General features: G+C 73.3%; 10 protein-coding genes. 4 read left to right on the forward strand and 6 right to left on the reverse strand.

Annotated elements, in window-relative coordinates:
- On the forward strand, positions 1-903 hold the full coding sequence (locus Bra3105_RS02395) for a TrmH family RNA methyltransferase (RefSeq protein WP_228358456.1): 903 nt from the start codon (positions 1-3) through the stop codon (positions 901-903).
- Between the two features lie 52 nt (positions 904-955).
- Here Bra3105_RS02395 and Bra3105_RS02400 read toward each other — a convergent pair whose 3' ends face one another.
- The 4 genes from Bra3105_RS02400 to Bra3105_RS02415 form a co-directional block, all read right to left on the reverse strand.
- Positions 956-1,738, reverse strand: a complete 783-nt coding sequence (locus Bra3105_RS02400; RefSeq protein WP_228358457.1) for a class I SAM-dependent methyltransferase — start codon at positions 1,736-1,738, stop codon at positions 956-958.
- Positions 1,739-1,806: 68 nt separating this feature from the next.
- Positions 1,807-2,472 carry a hypothetical protein gene (locus Bra3105_RS02405; protein ID WP_228358458.1) on the reverse strand — a complete coding sequence of 222 codons (666 nt, stop codon included), beginning with the start codon at positions 2,470-2,472 and terminating at the stop codon, positions 1,807-1,809.
- Positions 2,473-2,582: 110 nt separating this feature from the next.
- The gene (locus Bra3105_RS02410; protein ID WP_228358459.1) at positions 2,583-3,614 is read right to left on the reverse strand and encodes an NAD(P)-dependent alcohol dehydrogenase; all 1,032 of its coding nucleotides are present in this window, start codon (positions 3,612-3,614) and stop codon (positions 2,583-2,585) included.
- Positions 3,615-3,729: 115 nt separating this feature from the next.
- The gene (locus tag Bra3105_RS02415) at positions 3,730-5,580 is read right to left on the reverse strand and encodes an HNH endonuclease (protein WP_228358460.1); all 1,851 of its coding nucleotides are present in this window, start codon (positions 5,578-5,580) and stop codon (positions 3,730-3,732) included.
- 270 nt (positions 5,581-5,850) lie between these two features.
- Between Bra3105_RS02415 and Bra3105_RS02420 the strand changes: the two genes are divergently transcribed.
- From Bra3105_RS02420 to Bra3105_RS02430, 3 genes are read left to right on the forward strand one after another with little or no spacing between them, the layout of a single operon-like run.
- Positions 5,851-6,891, forward strand: a complete 1,041-nt coding sequence (locus tag Bra3105_RS02420) for a DnaE2-dependent mutagenesis accessory factor ImuA' (protein ID WP_228358461.1) — start codon at positions 5,851-5,853, stop codon at positions 6,889-6,891.
- Positions 6,888-8,729 carry a DNA polymerase Y family protein gene (locus Bra3105_RS02425; RefSeq protein ID WP_228358462.1) on the forward strand — a complete coding sequence of 614 codons (1,842 nt, stop codon included), beginning with the start codon at positions 6,888-6,890 and terminating at the stop codon, positions 8,727-8,729. The genes Bra3105_RS02420 and Bra3105_RS02425 overlap by 4 nt, the downstream gene beginning before the upstream one ends.
- A 54-nt stretch (positions 8,730-8,783) precedes the next feature.
- Positions 8,784-12,413, forward strand: a complete 3,630-nt coding sequence (locus Bra3105_RS02430) for an error-prone DNA polymerase (RefSeq protein WP_228358463.1) — start codon at positions 8,784-8,786, stop codon at positions 12,411-12,413.
- Positions 12,414-12,466: 53 nt separating this feature from the next.
- Here Bra3105_RS02430 and Bra3105_RS02435 read toward each other — a convergent pair whose 3' ends face one another.
- On the reverse strand, positions 12,467-15,184 hold the full coding sequence (locus Bra3105_RS02435) for a YhgE/Pip domain-containing protein (RefSeq protein WP_228358464.1): 2,718 nt from the start codon (positions 15,182-15,184) through the stop codon (positions 12,467-12,469).
- Positions 15,181-18,009, reverse strand: coding sequence for an MMPL family transporter (locus Bra3105_RS02440; protein ID WP_228358465.1), 2,829 nt, complete (start codon positions 18,007-18,009; stop codon positions 15,181-15,183). Before Bra3105_RS02440 ends, Bra3105_RS02435 begins: the two co-directional genes overlap by 4 nt.
- Positions 18,010-18,117: the final 108 nt, after the last annotated feature.

Consider the following 18,117-nt stretch of genomic DNA (forward strand, 5'->3'; position numbering starts at 1 on the left):
ATGGAAGCACCGGCACCGGAGGGCCCCGGGACCACCGAGGCCCCCGGCCCGCAGATCGTCCCGATCACGACGCTCGAGGACCCGCGGCTCGACGACTACCTGCGCATGACCGACGTGCGGCTGCGCGCGAGCATGGAGGTCGAGCGCGGGCTGTTCATGGCGGAGAGCTTCCACGTGATCGAGCGGGCGATGGACGCCGGCTGCGTCCCGCGCTCCTTCCTCATGTCCTCCCGCTGGGTGGAGCAGTTCGCACCGCTGTTCACGCGCTTCCCCGAGGTGCCCGTGTTCGTGGGCGAGGAGTCCCTGCTCGAGTCGCTCACGGGATTCCATCTGCACCGGGGAGCGCTCGCGGCCATGCAGCGGCCCGTCCTGCCCTCCGCCGCCGACCTGCTGCGCACGGCGCGCACGGTCGCGGTGCTCGAGAACATCGTGGACCACACGAACGTGGGCGCCATGTTCCGCTCGGCCGCCGCGCTCGACGTCGACGCCGTGCTCGTCACCCCGCGCTGCGCCGACCCGCTGTACCGCCGCTCCCTCCGCGTCTCGATGGGCACCGTCTTCCAGGTGCCGTGGACCCGGCTCGGCGCCTGGCCGCACGCGCCGCATCCTCCGGGCGAGGACACCGCGCACGACGGCGTGGACCTGCTGCACGACGCCGGCTTCGACGTGCTCGCCCTGGCCCTCACCGAGCAGGCCACGGCGCTCGACGAGGTGGACCTGGGGGCCGACCGCAAGGTCGCGCTGGTCCTCGGCGCCGAGGGCCACGGCCTCGAGCCGTCCACCCTGAAGGCGGTCGACGAGCACGTGGTCATCCCCATGAGCGGCGTGGTCGACTCGCTCAACGTCGCCGCCGCGAGCGCCGTGGTGTTCTGGCAGCGACGGGCGGCGGTGCGGGCAGGCTGAGTCCGTCCGGTCGGCACTCGCTGCTCAGCCCCCGCCGCTCAGTTCCCGCGGCTCAGCTCCCGCGGCGCGCGAGCAGGCTGAAGCTGTTGGGGAGGCGACCGTCCCAGGCCGCCGCGGGCTCCGCGTCGTCGGGCCGCCAGAACGGCTCGGGATGCTCTTCGAGCTGCTCGAGGACGAAGCCCGCCCGCACGATCGCCATCACGGTCCCGGCGAGCGTGCGCTGGTGCTCGGTGGCCCCGCGAGCGGGGAAGGTGTCGTTGGCGTGGCGGGACGCGAAGTAGCCGCGGTCCTCCCGCACGCGCGGCTCGTCGGCGTCCCATGTCCACAGCGGCACGAGCGGATGCGCCTCGTGGACGAACAGGTGACCGCCGGGCCGCAGCAGCCGGTGCATCTCCGCCGCCCAGGCGTCGAGGTCCTCGTTCCAGATCAGTGCTCCCTTGCCCGTGTAGACGAGGTCGGCGGACGCCGGATCGAGGCCCGTGTCCGGGAGCTCCGCCACGATGTAATGCGCAGCGGCGCCCAACTCGTCGGCACGCCGCTGCGCCGCCGTCACCGCGGTCGACGAGTAGTCCACGCCCAGCACCGAGGCGGCCCCGAGTCGCAGCAGCGCGTGATCGTCGATGCCGTGCCCACTCTGCGGGTGGATCACCTCGGCGTGCTCGACGAACCCGGCGAGGAGACGCTCCTCGCACGGAAGCAGCCGTGCGGTGCACGCCTCGGCGAGCAGGCTCCCGTACTCGCGCACGTGCTTGCGGGAGGCGGCGTCCCAGGCGCGCCGGGTCTCCTCGTAGGTGCCCGTGAGGTCGTGGGTGCCCGCGGGTTCGCTCGTGTCCATGGAGCGAGGCAAGCACTCGTCGAGCGCGCTGTCCAGGCGTTTCGACGACGGTCGGGTGAGCTGCCGGTTCAGAACAGCGGCCGCGCCGCGGCGCGCTGGGGGATCACGACGCCGTGCAGCCCGAGCGCCTCCTGCGCGCGCTCGGGTCCGTCGCACACACGAGCGACGGGGGAGTAGGCGGCGCGCTCGAGGGCGAGGAAGTCTCGCGTCTCTCCTCCGGTCCCCCTCCTGAGAGGTCCGCCCGTCGGGACGTCGTCGCTCTCCTCCCGGGCGAGGAACGGGGGCAGCACGTCCGGATGCGGATGCTGCTCCCCGGGCGCGGCGCCCGGGCGGCGGTCGGGGAGGATCCTGTGCTGGACGAGGTCGAAGGCGTTGATGTCGAGCGATGCGGCGAGCTCCGCGAGGTCGTCCCGGGCGATCTCGGCGCCCAGTCCGGTGAGGTTCGCGTGGAATGCCTGACCTGCGGCGCACGCCTCGACGTCGGTGTACTTCCAGATGGGGATGCCCTGCGCGCCGTCCTCGCCGTCGACGTCCGGGGCCTCCTCGCCCTCGTCGAGGGGATATCGCCGCAGCGCCTCCTGCACGAAGGCGGCGATCCGCGGCACCGGCGGCACCGCCGTGCCCGTCTCGCCCCAGGCGTGATCCGCGGCGAAGATGTGCTGGTTGAGGGCGGCGCAGGCGTCGATGGGATCAGAGGGTGTCGGTCCGAGCCAGAATCCGAGTCGATAGAGCATGCGGCAAGCATGGCCCCGCGCTCCCCGCGCCCCTTCCGATCATCCACACCGCCGTTCCTCCACAAGGATCAGCGCTGGTCGGAGCGATTCCGGTCAGGGAGCGATTCCGGTCAGAAGGCGATCTGCAGCTTCACGTCCGTCGGCCGACCCTCGAGGAAGCGCTCGAAGGCCTTCTCCGAGTCATCGAACGCGAACGTCTCGGTGACGAAGCGGCCCAGGTCCACGGCATCGCTCGCGGCGAGATCGATGGCCTTCTGGTGGACGTTGGCGTAGCGGAAGATCGTCTCGATCGAGATCCCGCGGCTCTGCGCCGTGGCGACGTCGAAGGCCACGGGCTCGACGGGCATGCCGACGAGCACCACGCGTCCGCCCGGCGCGGGGACTGTCCACAGCCTTTTGTACGCGGGAGCGGCGCCCGAGGCCTCGATCACGACCTGCGGGCCCCATCCCGAGGTCTCCGCGCGCACCCGCTCGCCGAGGTCTTCCTGGGTCGCGTCGACCGGGATGATGCCCGTGAGTCCGTCGAGCAGTCCGAGCTTCGCGCTCTGCACGTCGCTGATGTACACCCGGCTCGCCCCGCCGGCGCGTGCGGCCAGTGCGGTCATGATGCCGATCGTCCCGGTGCCGATCACGGCGACGACGTCCCCGGGGCTGATCTGCGCCTTCGTCGCGGCGAACATGCCGACGGCGAAGGGCTCGATGAGCGCGCCCTCGGCGAAGCTCAGGGCGTCGGGCAGGCGGTAGGTGAAGGCGGCGGGGTGGACGACCTCCTCGGCGAGGCAGCCGTCGATCGGCGGGGTCGCCCAGAAGCGCACGGCCGGGTCGACGTTGTAGCGGCCCTCGAGCGTCGCCCGCGAGGCGGGATCGGGGACGCCCGGCTCCATCGCGACGCGATCGCCGACGGTCAGGCCGGTGACGCCCTCGCCGATCTCGACCACGGTGCCCGCGCCCTCGTGCCCGAGGATCATCGGCGCCTCGACGACGAAGGGACCGATGCGGCCTTCGGTCCAGTAGTGGACGTCGGAGGCGCAGATCCCGACCGTGTGCATCGCGATCCGGACTTCTCCGGGCCCCGGGGCGCCGGGGGAGGGGACGTCCTCGATCCCCATCCGGCCTTTCTCCTGCAGCACCAGTGCACGCATGTCTCGCTCCTCCTCGGAATGGCTCCGGCCAGGTTACGGGGCGGGCGGGCACGGGGACAGGGAGGTTCGCGCGATGGATCCGGGCGCTGCGGGAACGCGTCCGCGCGCGGATTGCTCACGCACTGCGTGTGCCGGGCCGCCGCTCCTCGTCACGGATTCCCGCGGCGCGTCGGCGGTCGCGCTCCCAGCGCAGGTCCTCGATCCGGTGGATCGGCGGGAGCAGGGCCGGTTCCCCGTCGGACGCATCGTCCGCGAGTGCGGTCTTGGCTGTCGCGGGCTTGGCCGATGACGGCATGGCCGATGGTGGCGTGCCCGAAGGGGTCATGCCGGATGGAGCGGCCTCGACGGGCGGGCCGCCCGGCGGGAGCCCTGCCAGGGGGCTCGGGGACACGGTCGCGGTGCGTCCGAGCTTCGATCTCCAGTGCACGCGGTGCGGCTCCGTCTCCTCACCGATCCGCTCGGCCGTCCCGAGGAACTCCTTGGTGCTGTTGCAGTAGGCGCACAGACCCTGTCCGTCGTCGGCGCTGGTCGCGCCGCCCTGCGCGTGGGGCTGGATGTGGTCGATCTGGCGGATCGAGGATGCGCAGTAGGGCCCCGCGCAGCGGAAGTCCCGGAGCCGGACGAGGTACCCGAGCCTGGCGGGGAACGCGCGGGCACGCGATTCCATGGCGATCAGCTCGCCGGAAGCGGGATGGGTGAACAGACGCCGGAGCGTCAGCCGGGACTCCTCGTCGAGGGGGCCCGCCGCGATGGTCTCCGCGGGCTCCTGCGGCGGGAGCAGGTCGTCGTCGGTGAGCGTCCGACCCTCTTCCGGCATCGCGCCGGCCGTGACGGGCGCGTCCTGCGCGGGGTCGTTCTCTGCGGGGGCGTCGTCTGCAGGAGCGTTCTGCGTGAGAGCGCGGTGCGCGGCCTCGTGCTCGGGGTGGGGGAGTCGCTGGACGATCTCGTCGCGCACGGCCCGCGGCGGCACCACTCCGTAGCCCTCGATCATCGCCGGGTCGCCGTGGACCGGTGCGATCAGAGTGCGCTCCGTGATGACGACGCCGACCTCCAGGTGCACGGGGTCCATCTGCTCATCGCGCCCCAGCAGGGTGTCGGAGAAGAGGTCCGCCATGATCTGCGCGTGCGCGCGTGCGTCGCCCTGAGCCGTGAGCGATTGCGCCTCGATGGTCAGCTTGCGCTGGATCGCCGCGCAGTCGAGCGCGGAGAGGTGCGCGTGGACGTGCCCCATGCCGTGCGCCCCCGGCGTGACACTCACTCCGCGCTGCATGCGCGCCCGCACATGTCGTCCGTCCTCGCCGCGGGGATCGAGCTGTTGGGCGAGGGCCGAGACCTCCCGGCCCCACTGAGCGGGCGAGGCGCCGTCGAGATCAGGCTCGCGCGAGGCGATGATCCGATCGACCTCTCGCCGCTGCTCCGGCTGGAGCGGACCGCTGCTGCGCCCGATCGCATGGGCGGCATCGAGTCCGATGCGCCCGTCGGCCAGGGCCTCGAACATGCGCGGCATGTCCCGCACGAGCCGCTTGCCGGAGTGCAGCCGCGCCGAGGCGATGGCGGGGGAGACCCGGGAGGCCATCCGGATCTCGCCGGCGACGCGGCGTCCGTGATCGCGCTCGGGGACGCCCTGCGCCGAGTCCTCCTCGCGCAGACGCTCGTCGAGGGCTGTGGTCACCCGGATCTCGAGCGCGCCGAGGGCCGAGCGCAGCTGCTCGAAGGCGGCGAGGGTGTCGGAGAGCTCGAAGGCGGTGAGATCGGTGTCCGCGGCGCCGAAGGGGCCGCCCGGATTCTTCGCGAGGTCTCCCAGCGCGTGGGCGATGTCGAGGACCTCCAGCCCGTTCCCGGGTGCCGCATCGACCGCGACCATCTCGCACACGCGCTCCGTTCCTGCGGGCGCATCGCGCAGCACGAGCTGACGTGCGCGACCAGGGATGCGGCGGGGGTCGTCCCCGCCGTCCCTCATCGGCATGCACCGCATCGTGCCCGAAATGTCCATACCTCTATGCAACACCATCGCTCGCCCGAGCACCAGTGCTCGAACGCACGTCCTAGTGTGATATGCATCACTGGATAGGAAGATCGCTCCAGCTCAGATGTCGGTCCGGTGATCAAGACTCCTCGGCGACCCCGCAGTGCGAGGTCCGCACGACCGTCGGGCCCGCCCCGATGCATCGGGGCGGGCGTAGAATTCGAACGCGTGTTCGATCTTGGGTGACGGCCGAACAGGAGGAGGTGGAGCATGAGCACGCATCTGCAGATGCACGAGGCGCCGACGCAGGGGAAGGCATCGGCGCCGCACGAGGAGAGGACGCCGCCGCGGACGGCGGGACGAGGCACTCAGGAGGAGCGGCTCGCCCGCGCTCGCGCCGCGCTCGGCGCCGCCGAGCGCACCACCGCGCGCCATGGCGGGAGAATCGACCGCACCGCGTTCTCCGCCGTCAGGACAACGGGTCCCGGCGAGCCCGCGCGGCTCGGCGGACCGACCAGTCCCGACGCTCCGGTCGGCCTCGGCGGGCCGACGGGGATCGTCGGCTCCGCCGGCCCCGGGGGACCGTCCCGTCGGACACCTGCGCCCGATGCGGGCGCGGGAACCGCGCGGGTCCGGGCAGCCGACGAGCACAGCCGTGTGCCCCTGCCCCCGCCGCTCGCCCCGCTCGCTCCCTACGGATCCCTGCGCGCGGGGAGCACGGTCGCGGTCGACGGCTCCTGCTCGGTCTCCCTGATGCTCGCGATGGCCGCCGCGGCGGCGGGGGAGGACGGCTGGTGCGCGCTCGCGGGCATGCCGGACCTCGGCCTGCGCGCCGCGCGCGACGCCGGGCTCGATCTCGAGCGCCTCGCGATCGCCCCGGCCACCGCCGTCGAGGAGATGCCGCAGCTGCCGCAGCTGCTGTCCGCGCTCGTGGACGGGGTCGGCGTGCTCGTGCTCGGCCCGCGACTGCGGTTGACGGCCTCCCTCTGGCGCAGCCTGACCGATCGCGCACGGGCGCACGACACCCTGGTCCTCGCCGCCGCCCCCGTCGCCCGCGCTGACCTGCACCTGCGCGCCGAGGCGGAGTCGTGGGAGGGGCTGGGACGGGGCACCGGCCGTCTGCGCCGGCGCACCCTGCGGGTGAGCGCCGCCGGACGCGGGATCCCCGAGGGCCGCGCCGTGGACGTGGTGCTGCCCGAGGTGCACGGCCTCCTCGCCGAGGTCGCCGTGCCCGATCAGGCCGTTCCCGGCCGGGTCGTGCCCGACCAGGCCGCTCCCGCCCCGCTGCGCGTGATCCGGAGGGCGGGATGAGCGGGAACGAGCTCCTGCTGCCCGGGGTCATGCCCACGGGTGAGAAGGCTCAGGTCGACGAGAAGGAGCAGGTCGACGGGGAGGACCAGGCCGGCGGGGAGGATCACGCCGACGCCCCGCCCGCGACGCGCATCGCGGCCGTCGTCGTCCCCGCCTGGCCGCTCCTCGCCGCGCGCGAGAAGCTCGCCCGGGAGAAGGTCGCCAGGGCGGGGAGCGGGGCCGGGGCCGCGGCCGGGGCCCCGGCGGAGGGGGCGTCGGCTCCCGTCGTGGTCATGGACCGCCACCGGGTCTCCCATGCCGATGCCGCCGCCCTCGCGGTGGGCGTCGGGATCGGGATGCGCCGCCGCGCCGCGCAGGCCGCGTGTCCCGAGGCCGTCGTGGTCGAGGCCGACGTCGAGCACGAGAGCGCCCTGTTCGAGCTGGTCGCGGCCGCCGTGGACACCGTCGCCGCGGGTGTGGACGTGCTGCGCCCGGGGGTGCTGCTGATGTCCGCACGCGGACCCGCCCGCCACCGCGGCGGGGAGGATGCCCTCGCCGAGGCGATCGTCGACGCGGTCGCCGAGCTCACCGGCTGGGACGCCGTCGTCGGCATCGCCGACGGCCCCTTCGCCGCGCTCCTGGCCGCGCGCTCGGGCAGGATCGTGCGCCCCGGTCGCAGCCGGGACTACCTGGGCCCGCACGCGATCTCCGCCCTGCGCGACGCGCCCGTCGGCCCCGGATGGGGACACCGCGACCAGCCCGCGGCAGACGCCGACCGCACCCGCCGCGTGGACCTCGCCGAGGTCATCGACCTGCTCGAGCGCCTGGGCATCCGCACTCTCGGGGACTTCGCGGACCTTCCCGCGACCTCGGTCGCCGCACGTTTCGGGCCCGATGTCGCCCAGCTGCACCTGCTCGCGCGCGGGGGCGAGCCCACTCCGCCCCAGGCGCACCATCCCACGCAGCCCCTCGAGGTCGCTCGTACCCTGGACCCGCCGCTCGTGCGCGTGGACCAGGCGGCCTTCGCGGCCCGGCCGATGGCCGAGGAGCTGCACGGCATGCTCGTCGCGCGCGGACTGATCTGCACGCGTCTGCGGATCCTCGCGCTCACCGCCTCGGGCGAGGAGATGGAGCGCACCTGGCGCCACGACGGTGCCCTGTCCCCGGCCGACGTCGTGGACCGCATCCGCTGGCAGTGCGACGGCTGGATCACCCGGGCGCGGCTGCGCGGAGAGCAGACCGGGCAGATCACGCGGCTCGCCCTCCAGCCCGTGCAGCTGCTCCCCGCGGGCGAGGGCGCGCCGGCGCTGTGGGGGAGCGCGGGGGAGGCCGCGCAGCGGGCCGGCCGCGCCTTCGCCCGCGCCCAGGGCCTCGCGGGGGAGGAGGCGGTGCTCGTCCCCGTCGAGGTCGGGGGCCGTCTGCTCGCCGAGCAGGTGGCGCTGGTGCCCTGGCGCAGCGAGCGGCCGACGGCGCGGCCCGGGCCGTGGCCGGGGTCGTTGCCGCGCCCGCTGCCGTCGGTCGTGCTGCGCACCCCGCCGCTCGTGGTGCTGCGGGACGCGGAGGGCGCGGAGGTCGTGGTCACCGCCCGCGCCCTGCTGAGCGCCCCGCCCGCGGTCCTCGAGGTGCCGCGGGCGGGGAGCGCGGGGGCCGACGGGATCGAGGCGCTCGTGAGCCACGGCGTCGCCGCGGGCAGGGCCCACCGCGTGCTCGCCCACGGGGCGCCCACGGTCCTCGACGAGCGCTGGTGGCGGCCCGACGGTCGACGCGCCGCCCGCCTCGCCGTCGTCATCGAGCCCGGGCGCGCCCTCGTGCTGCTCAGCCGCGAGGGCGCCTGGACCGTGGAGGGGATCCATGACTAGGGGATCCAAGACGAGGGGATCCATGACGAGGAGATCGATGGCGGAGGAGTCCCGATGAGCCGCTGGTTCCTGGGGCCGCCCTCCTGGAACGACCTCGAGGCGCTGCTCTCGGACCGCCCCGTGCCGTCCGAGCGCGCGCTGCCGCCGCAGCATGCGCCGGCGGGGGAGCCGGCGGAGGGGGAGACCGGTCAATCGACCCCGTCGACCGATGGCGGCCCCCGCACCGACATCGCCTATGCCGAGCTGCACGCGCACTCGCACTTCAGCTTCCTCGACGGCGCCTCGAGCCCCGAGGACATGGTCGCCGAGGCCGCGCGGCTCGGGCTGCGCGCGCTCGCCCTCGTCGACCACGACGGGCTGCCCGGTGCGGTCCGCTTCTCGCGCGCCGCGCGCGAGGCGGGCCTCGCGACCGTGCTCGGCGCCGAGCTGACCCTGGGCAGCGAGCCCGGCAGCGAGCGCGCGAGCAGCACCCCCGTGCTCTCGCCCGAGCGCACCGGCGTCCCCGACCCCGAGGGCGAGCACCTGCTGGTCCTCGTGCGCGACGAGCAGGGGTACCGCGCGCTGTCGGCCGCGATCGCGCGCGCCCACCTCGACAGCAGGAAGAAGGCCACGCCCCGCTACCGCCTCGCCGAGCTCTCCCGGATCGCCCGCGAGGGGCACTGGCTCGTGCTCACCGGCTGCCGCAAGGGGGCGGTGCTGCGGGCGGTGCGCCCGCTCGTGGCCGACGGAGATCGCGAGGGCGCGGCCTGCGCGGCGCAGCGCGAGATCGCCCGGCTGCTCGAGCTGTACGGGCACGGGAACGTCGCCGTCGAGCTCATGGTCGGCGGGGACGAGCTCGACGACGAGATCCACGACGCCCTCGCCCAGGGCGCGCGCCTCGTGCGCGAGGAGACCGGTCTGGACGAGCTCACCCTGCCGCTCGTGGCGACCACGAACGCGCACTGCGCCCGCCCCGCGGACACGCGCCTCGTGGACGTCCACGCCGCCCTGCGCGCGGGCACGTCCCTCGCCGAGGCCGATGCGCACCTCCCCTCGCGACCCGGTCACCTGCGCAGCGGCGAGGAGATGGCGCAGCTGCTCCCGCGCCATCCCGGTGCGGTCGCGGCCGCGGCGCGGATGGCCGAGGAGTGCGCGCTGGACCTGCAGCTGCTCGCTCCCGACCTGCCTCCCTTCCCCGTGCCCGCGGGGCACACCGAGGACAGCTGGCTGCGCGAGCTCGTCGAGCAGGGCGGGCGCGAGCGCTACGGCCCGCGGCCCGGGTCGGGCGGGATGGACAGGACGGGCAGGGCCGACGCGGCCGACGCACCGGCCGAGGAGGAGCGGGTCCCCGGGGCGTGGGCGCAGATCGACCGGGAGCTGCAGATCATCTCCGGCCTGCACTTCCCCGGCTACTTCCTCATCGTCCACGAGATCGTCGCCTTCTGCGAGAAGGAGGAGATCCTGTGCCAGGGCCGGGGCTCGGCCGCCAACAGCGCCGTCTGCTACGCGCTCGGGATCACGGCCGTCGAGCCCGTCGGCCATCATCTGCTCTTCGAGCGCTTCCTCGCGCCCGAGCGGGACGGGCCGCCGGACATCGACCTCGACATCGCCTCCGACCGCCGCGAGGAGGTCATCCAGCACGTCTACGATCGCCACGGCCGCGAGTGCGCCGCGCAGGTCGCCAACGTCATCAGCTATCGGGCGAAGCTCGCGGTGCGCGATGCGGCCCGCGCGCTGGGCTACGACGTCGGCACGCAGGACGCGTGGTCCAAGCGGATCGAGCGCTCCTTCCGCTCCCTCGCGGATGCCGACATCCCCGCCGACGTCGTCGAGCTCGCCCACCGTCTGCGCGACGCCCCGCGCCACCTGGGCATCCACTCCGGCGGCATGGTGCTCGCCGACCGCCCGGTGATCGAGATCTGCCCCGTGCAGTGGGCGGCGATGGAGGACCGCAGCGTGCTGCAGTGGGACAAGGACGACTGCGCCGACGCGGGCCTGGTCAAGTTCGACCTGCTGGGCCTCGGGATGCTCACCGCGATCGACCACTGCCTGCGCCTCGTGGCCGAGCACCACGGGGAGCGCCACGGCCTGCGCACCCTCCCGCAGGAGGACCCGGCGGTCTACGACATGCTGTGCGCGGGCGACAGCGTGGGCGTCTTCCAGGTCGAGTCGCGCGCGCAGATCGCGACCCTGCCGCGGCTGCGTCCCGAGTGCTTCTACGACCTCGTCGTCGAGGTCGCCCTGATCCGTCCCGGCCCCATCCAGGGCGGCTCCGTGCACCCCTACATCCGCCGTCGGACGGGGGAGGAGGAGACCACCTACCTGCATCCGCTGCTCGAGAAGTCCCTGGGCCGCACCTACGGGGTGCCGCTGTTCCAGGAGCAGCTCATGCAGATGGCGGTCGACGTCGCCGACTTCACCCCGGCGCTCGCGGACCAGCTGCGCCGCGCCATGGGCTCCAAGCGGTCCACGGAGAAGATGCTCGCGCTCTCGGACCAGCTGTTCGCGGGCATGGCGCGCCACGGGATCACGGGGGAGGACGCCGAGGCGATCCAGCGCAAGCTGCTGGCCTTCGCGAACTACGGCTTCCCCGAGTCCCACGCCTACTCCTTCGCCTACATCGTGTACGCGAGCGCCTACCTCAAGTGCCACTACCCGGCCGCGTTCACCGCGGCGCTGCTGCGCTCCCAGCCGATGGGCTTCTACTCCCCGCAGTCCCTCGTGGCCGACGCCCGCCGCCACAGCGTCCTCACCCGCGGGGTCGACGTCACCGTCTCCGAGGTGCAGACCGGGCTCGAGACCGACACGGGAGGGACGGGGGACACGGGGGACACGGGAGGCGCAGGGGACGGGACAGGGCATCGCGCGTACACGCTGCCCGGCAACGAGGACGTCCTGGGCCCGGCCGCGCGGCACCGGGGCCCGGAGGGCTGGACGGACCCGGAGAAGGACGCCCTGCGCGCCGCGCGCCCGCAGGTCACGGGGGAGGCGGCGCGACGAGGACCGGTGATCCGGCTGGGGCTGACGCAGGTGCGCGGGATCGGGGAGGACAAGGCTGAGGAGATCGTGAGCGCCCGCGAGAAGGAGGGGCCCTTCGCCTCCATCAGCGACCTCGCGCGGCGGGTGCGCCTCAGCGCCCGTCAGCTCGAGGCGCTCGCGACCGCCGGGGCGCTCGACGCCCTCGCGCCCTCGCGCCGACAGGCCCTGTGGGCCGCGGGCGCTGCGGCGCAGGAGTCGCCCGACGTGCTGCCGCACCTGGCCATCGGGGCCGACGCGCCGATGCTGCCCGGGCTCAGCGACACCGAGATCGCCGCCTCCGACTCCTGGGCCACGGGCATCACGCTCGCCGACCACCCGATGGTGCTCGTGCGCGAGGAGATGGAGGAGGCGGGCGTGCTCTCCATCCGCGGGGCGCGCGCGGCCGAGGACTCCACGCGCATCCGCGTGGGCGGGGTGATCACGCACCGCCAGCGGCCCGCGACGGCCAGCGGCATCACCTTCCTCAGCCTCGAGGACGAGACCGGGATCCTCAACGTGGTCTGCTCGAAGGGGTTCTGGTCACGACACCGGGCGGTGCTGCGCACCTCGCGCTCGGTGGTGGTCCGCGGGATCGTCGAGAACCTCACCGGGGCCGTGAACCTCGTGGCCGACGGGGTCGAGGTGCTCGAGCTCGCCGGCGCCGGGAGGTCCCGGGACTTCCACTGAGCGCGGAGGTCCCGGGACTTCCACTGAGCGCGGAGGTCCCGGGACGGGCCGACTCAGGCGGCCGCGTGGGCGCCGCCGCGCGCGTGCTTCGGCGGTTTCGCGGGTTTCACCGTGCGCGCGTTCCGGGAGGCCACCAGGGTGACGAGCACCGAGACCGCGAACCAGGCGGCGATCGAGAGCAGCGTCGCGGTCGTCGAGGTGAGGGACCCTCCGAGCGAGGCGTGCACGAGGCCGCGGCTGACGATCGTGATCGGCATCAGCCCGCTCACCGACTGCAGCAGCTCCGGGGCCGTCTGCAGCGGCAGGATGCCCACGAGCACCACCACCTGGAGCACCATCAGCACGATCGAGAGGATCCTGCCGATCCGGTCCCCGAGCAGGGCGAGCAGCGCCTGGTGGAAGGCCGCGAACATCACCGCCCCCGCCAGGCACACGAGCCCCACCGCGAGCGGCGAGACCGGCGAGATCCCGATCGCCGTGATCACCGCGAGCACCGCGACGGTCTGCACGATGGCCAGCAGCAGGCCGGGCACGAGCGAGCGCAGCACGACCTTCCACATGGGCACCGCGCCGTCCAGCAGGCGCTTGGAGAGCGCGGGCATCAGCAGGAAGGTGCCGAAGGCGCCCAGCCACAGGGCGAGCGCCACCACGAACGGGAACGTCGCGGTGGCCGCGCCCGAGGCCTCGTTCGCCCGCGAGGAGAACGTCGAGATGGGCTGGGCGCCCATCGTCGACATCTTCTCGCGCTCGCCCTTGGTGTAGCTCGGGATCTGGTCGGCGCCCTTCGCGAGGCCGTCCGAGAGCTTCCCGGTGCCGTCGGAGAGCTGGTCAGCGCCGTCGGCGAGCTTGTCGTTGCCGTCGGCGAGCTTCTCGGTGCCGTCGGCCAGCCCGGAGGCGCCGTCGGCGAGGCCCTGGGTGCCGGTGACCAGCTGGTCGGTGCCGTCGGCGAGCTTCGAGGAGCCGTCCGCGAGGGTGTCCGCGCCGTCCGCGCTCGAGCGCGCGCCGTCGGCGAGGTCGGAGGCGCCGTCCGCGAGGGAGTGCGCGCCCTTCGCGCTCTTGCCGGTGCCGTCGGCGAGCTTCGTGGCGCCGTCGGAGAGGTCCGAGGCGCCCTCGGCGCTCGACGCCGTGCCGTCGGCGACCTTGGTCGCGCCGTCGGAGAGGTCGTCGACGCCGCCCGCGAAGCCGTGCAGGCCCTTGTCGAACTCCTGCAGCCCGTCGACGAGATCGGGCACCTGGGTGCTGAAGGTGTCCGCGCCCTCGGCGACCTGCTTCGCGCCCGCCGCCAGGCCCGGGTTCTTCGCGGTGCCGTCGCCCTCGAAGACCTGGGAGACGCCCGAGGTGTACTGGTCGATGCCGTCGGAGGTCTGCTGTGCCGCCGATTTCAGATCGGTCGTGCCATCGCCGGCCAGAGCCGTGTCGAGTCCCTCGGTCTGCTTCTGCAGCGCCGCGGACGCGGTGGCGCACTTCTCCGCGTCGACCTGATCGACGCAGTACTTCTGCACGTCCTTCGAGACCTGATCCAGGCTCTGCTCGGGGTTCGCCTCCGTGCCCTTCACGACCGTGTCGATCGCCGTGACGCCCTCGGAGACGCCCGCCGATCCCTTGCCCAGATCATCGCCCGAGCCCTTCAGGCCGGGGTTCTGCGCGGTGCCGTCTCCGTTCCAGGCCGTGTCCGCGCCGTCGCCCACCTGCTCGGCGCCGTCCGCGAGCTGCTTCGCGCCCTCGGCGAGGCCGGGATTCTTCGCCGTGCCGTCGCCGGCGATGCCCTCGGTGATCGCGTCGGCCGCGGGGACCAGCCCAGGGTTCTTCTCGGTGCCGTCGCCGCGCAGTCCGGTCTTCAGGGCGCCCACGCCGTCGGCCACGCCCTGGGAGCCGTCGGCGAGGTCGTCGAGGCCGCCGGAGAGCTTCTTCGTGCCGTCCGCGAGTCCGTCGGCCCCGTCCGAGAGGTCGTCGAGGCCGTCGGCCAGATCGCTCGTGCCGCTCGACAGCGAGTCGGCGCCGTCGGCGAGGGTGCCGAGCCCCGTCGCGAGGCTTTTGTTGCCGTCGGCGACGCCGTGCGCGCCCTCGGCGAGCTCGGGCGTGGAGTCGGCGAGCTCCTGGGAGCCGTCCGAGAGGTCGCCCGCGCCGTCGGCGAGGTCGTGGGTGCCGTCGGCGGACTTCTTCACACCGTCGTCGAGCTGGTCGGCGCCGTCGGAGAGATCCGCCGAACTGTCGGCCACGTCCTTGAAGTTGTCGTGCATGTCGTTGAAGCCGACGTACAGCTGATCGAGGTACTGCTCGGTGAACTGGCTGCCCATCGACTGCGAGGCGGCCGTGGCGACCGCGTTGCCGATGAGTCCGTCGAGCATCCCGGAGGAGTCGTCGGTGAGCACCTGCACCTGCGCCTTCGCCGCGTCGGTCGAGCCGATCGAGGCGAGGTTCTTCGAGAAGTCCTTCGGGATCACGATGATCGCCGAGTAGGAGCCGTCCTTGAGCCCGTCCTTCGCATCGTCCTGCGAGGTCAGCTGCCAGTCGAAGCCGGTCTGCTGGTCCGAGCCCTTCGCGGTCGAGGGCTGGGTGAGCGCGCCCGCGAGCGTGCGGCCGAGCGGCACCTTCTGGTCCTTGCCGTCGACCTTCATGGTGGCGCCCTCGTCGAGGTTCACCACGGCGGCCGGCACCCGGTCGATGTTGTCCACGCGGCCGGTCAGCGCCCACATGCCGATGCCCGCCACCAGCAGCGGCAGCAGCAGGACGATCACCAGGGAGGGGATGTGGCGGGAGAGAGTTCTCATGCGTGGGCTCCTTCCACGACGGGGGTGGAGTGGGAATGCGCGGAAGCGGCAGAGGCGGGGGAGGCGCTGCGGTGCACGCGCAGGGCCACGTGCCGGGAGGGGTCCTCGAGGGCGTCGACGACGGTCTGCTCGGGCTGCGAGGACTCGAGGCCGAGGTCCACTCGGGATCCCGTGACCACGGCGATGCCCTGGCGCATGAGCTCCTCGAGCCGGCGCACGGCGCGTCCCTGGGTGATCACGCTCGCGTGGGCGAGGTCGGTGACGAGGTCGATCACCACGATCTCCCGCGCGGCGCGGCGCGGGCTGATCTCCGCGATGCGCCCGGCGACGTCCTCGCCGGGGCCGATGCGGTGCACGCGCGCCTGGATCGCGCCGACGTCTGCGGGGGAGAGGCGATCGTGCACGGCGAAGACGCCCGAGCTGGGCGCGATGCGCCCGGAGACGAGGTCGAGGAAGGTCTCGCGGGCGGCGTCGTCCGAGCTGCGCGCGACCAGCAGCGCGCCCGGGTCGACCGCTCCGGTCAGCGGGCCGAGCACCCCCGGCTCGCCGACGAGAGGGACGATCGTGTCCTCCATGCGCAGCGCCATGTCGCCGTGCTCCTCGGTCCAGCGGCGGTGCTCGAGCACCGCGCCCAGGCCCTCGCCCTCGGTGTCGACCACCGGGAGCAGGCGGTCCAGCCACTTGGGCAGCCACCAGGCGTAGCGGCCCAGCAGGGCCAGGACGGCGGGCACGAGCGTCATGCGCACCACGAAGGCGTCCACGAGCACGCCGACGGCGAGCGCGACCGCGATCGGCTGCAGCATGTACGCGCCGCCGGGCACGAAGGACGCGAAGACGGAGAACATGATGAGGGCCGCGGCGACGACCACGGGCGCGCTCGCGGAGAAGCCGCGCTCGATCGCTCCATGGGCGTCCCCGGTGCGCACGTACTCCTCGCGCATGCGGGAGACGAGGAAGACCTCGTAGTCCATGGCGAGCCCGAACAGCACGCCCATGCACATGATCGGCATGAACGCGATCACCGGGCCCACGACGTGGATGTCGAGCGCCTCGTTGCCCCATCCGTACTCGAAGACCATCGAGACCACGCCGAATGCCGCGCCGACGCTCAGCAGGTAGCCGAGCGAGGCCTTGATCGGCACCCAGATCGAGCGGAACACGACCATCAGCAGGATCAGGGAGAGCCCCACCACGAACACCGCGAAGGGCAGCAGCGCCTCGGAGAGGCGATCGGTGATGTCGATCGCGACGGCCGTCTGACCGGTGACGCGGACGTCGGAGATGTCGAGGTCCTTCTCCCACGTCGAGGAGTCGGAGCGCAGGGTCCGTACGAGCTCGGAGGTCGACTCGTCGGTCTGGGAGCCCTGGGGGATCACGACGACCACGGCCATGTCCGCGCCCTCGTTCGGGGTCGCGAGCTGGATCTCCTCGACGTCCGGCAGATCGGCGATGCGCTTCTTCAGGTCGTCGACCACGCCCAGGGGGTCGTCGGAGTTGATGATGTCGGCGGTGACCAGCAGCGGGCCGTTGTACCCGGCGCCGAACTCGTCCGCGACCAGGTCATAGGTCTGTCGGGCCTGGGTGTCGGGCTTCTCGGTGCCCAGGTCCGGGAGACCCAGGCGCAGATCCTTGATCGGGATCGCGAGGGAGCCCACCACGAGGATCACCACGATGATCGTGAGCGCCGGGACCTTGGTGACGATGCGGACCCAGCGGCTGCCGCCGGCGCGCTTCGCGGCGGATCCCGCGCCCTCGTCCTCGCCCTCCTCGGGCTCCGGGAGCGCGCCGCCGTTCTCCGCCATCAGGCGGCGCACGCGGCGGGGGCGCAGGTTCTCGCCCAGCAGGCCCATGATCGCCGGCAGCAGGGTGAGGGCCACGACCACGGAGAGCGCGACCGTCGCCGCCGCGGCGATGCCCATGATGGTGAGGAAGGGGATGCGCGTGACGAAGAGTCCGACGAGGGCGATCACCACGGTGAGGCCCGCGAAGATCACGGCGCTGCCGGAGGTCGCGATCGCCTCGCCGATCGATTCGACGACGTCCATCCCGCGTCTGAGCTGCCCGCGGTGGCGGGAGAGGATGAACAGGGCGTAGTCGATGCCCACGGCCAGGCCAAGCATCGCGCCGAGCGAGATGGTCACCGAGGGGATCTCCATCCCCGCCGAGAGCGCCATCACCGCGAGCATCGAAACCCCGACGCCCACCACGGCGCTCACGATCGGCACGAAGGCGGGAACCACGGACCGGAAGGTCACCGCGAGGATGATGAGCGCGGCGAGCAGGCCGATGATCTCGCTCGAGCCCATCGGGATGTCCGAGCTCTGCAGGATCTGCCCGCCGAGCTCGACGCGCAGGCCGCCGGAGTTCCCGTCGTCGGAGATCTTCTGGAGCTTCTCCAGGGCGCCGTCGGCGAATCCGCCGGGACTGCCCGAGAGCTGCACGGTACCGATGATCGCGGTGTCGCCGTCGTTGCGGGTGCCAGGGCTGTTCTCGTCGAAGGGAGAGGGCGCCGCCTCGACCCCGTCGACGTCGGCCGCCTTGTCCATCACCCGGTCGATCTGCGCCTCGTGGTCGTCGATCTTCGTGCCGTCCTCGCTGAGGAAGACGAGCTGGCCGCTCGTGCCGCTCATCTGCGGGAAGCGGTCGGCGAGCTCGTCGAGCCCCTCCTGGCCCTGGGTGCCGGGGATCTCGAACTGGCTCGAGAAGGAGCCGCCGAGGCCGACGGCGAGCCCGCCGAGGACCACCAGCAGGAGGGCCCAGACGCCCACGGCCTTCCAGCGGGCATGGGCCATCGCGCGTCCGAGGCGGTACAGGGTGGAGGACACGGAGGGATCTCCTGACGTTCGGCGGCGGGGAGAGGGTGGACGGGGCCGACGGGCAGTGTCGACGGAGAGGGCCGACGGGCCGCGCCCGTGAGGTGCGCAGAGAGTCCG

Origin of the sequence: Brachybacterium halotolerans subsp. kimchii (assembly GCF_020792675.1) — a bacterium.
GTDB classification, from domain to species: domain Bacteria; phylum Actinomycetota; class Actinomycetes; order Actinomycetales; family Dermabacteraceae; genus Brachybacterium; species Brachybacterium halotolerans.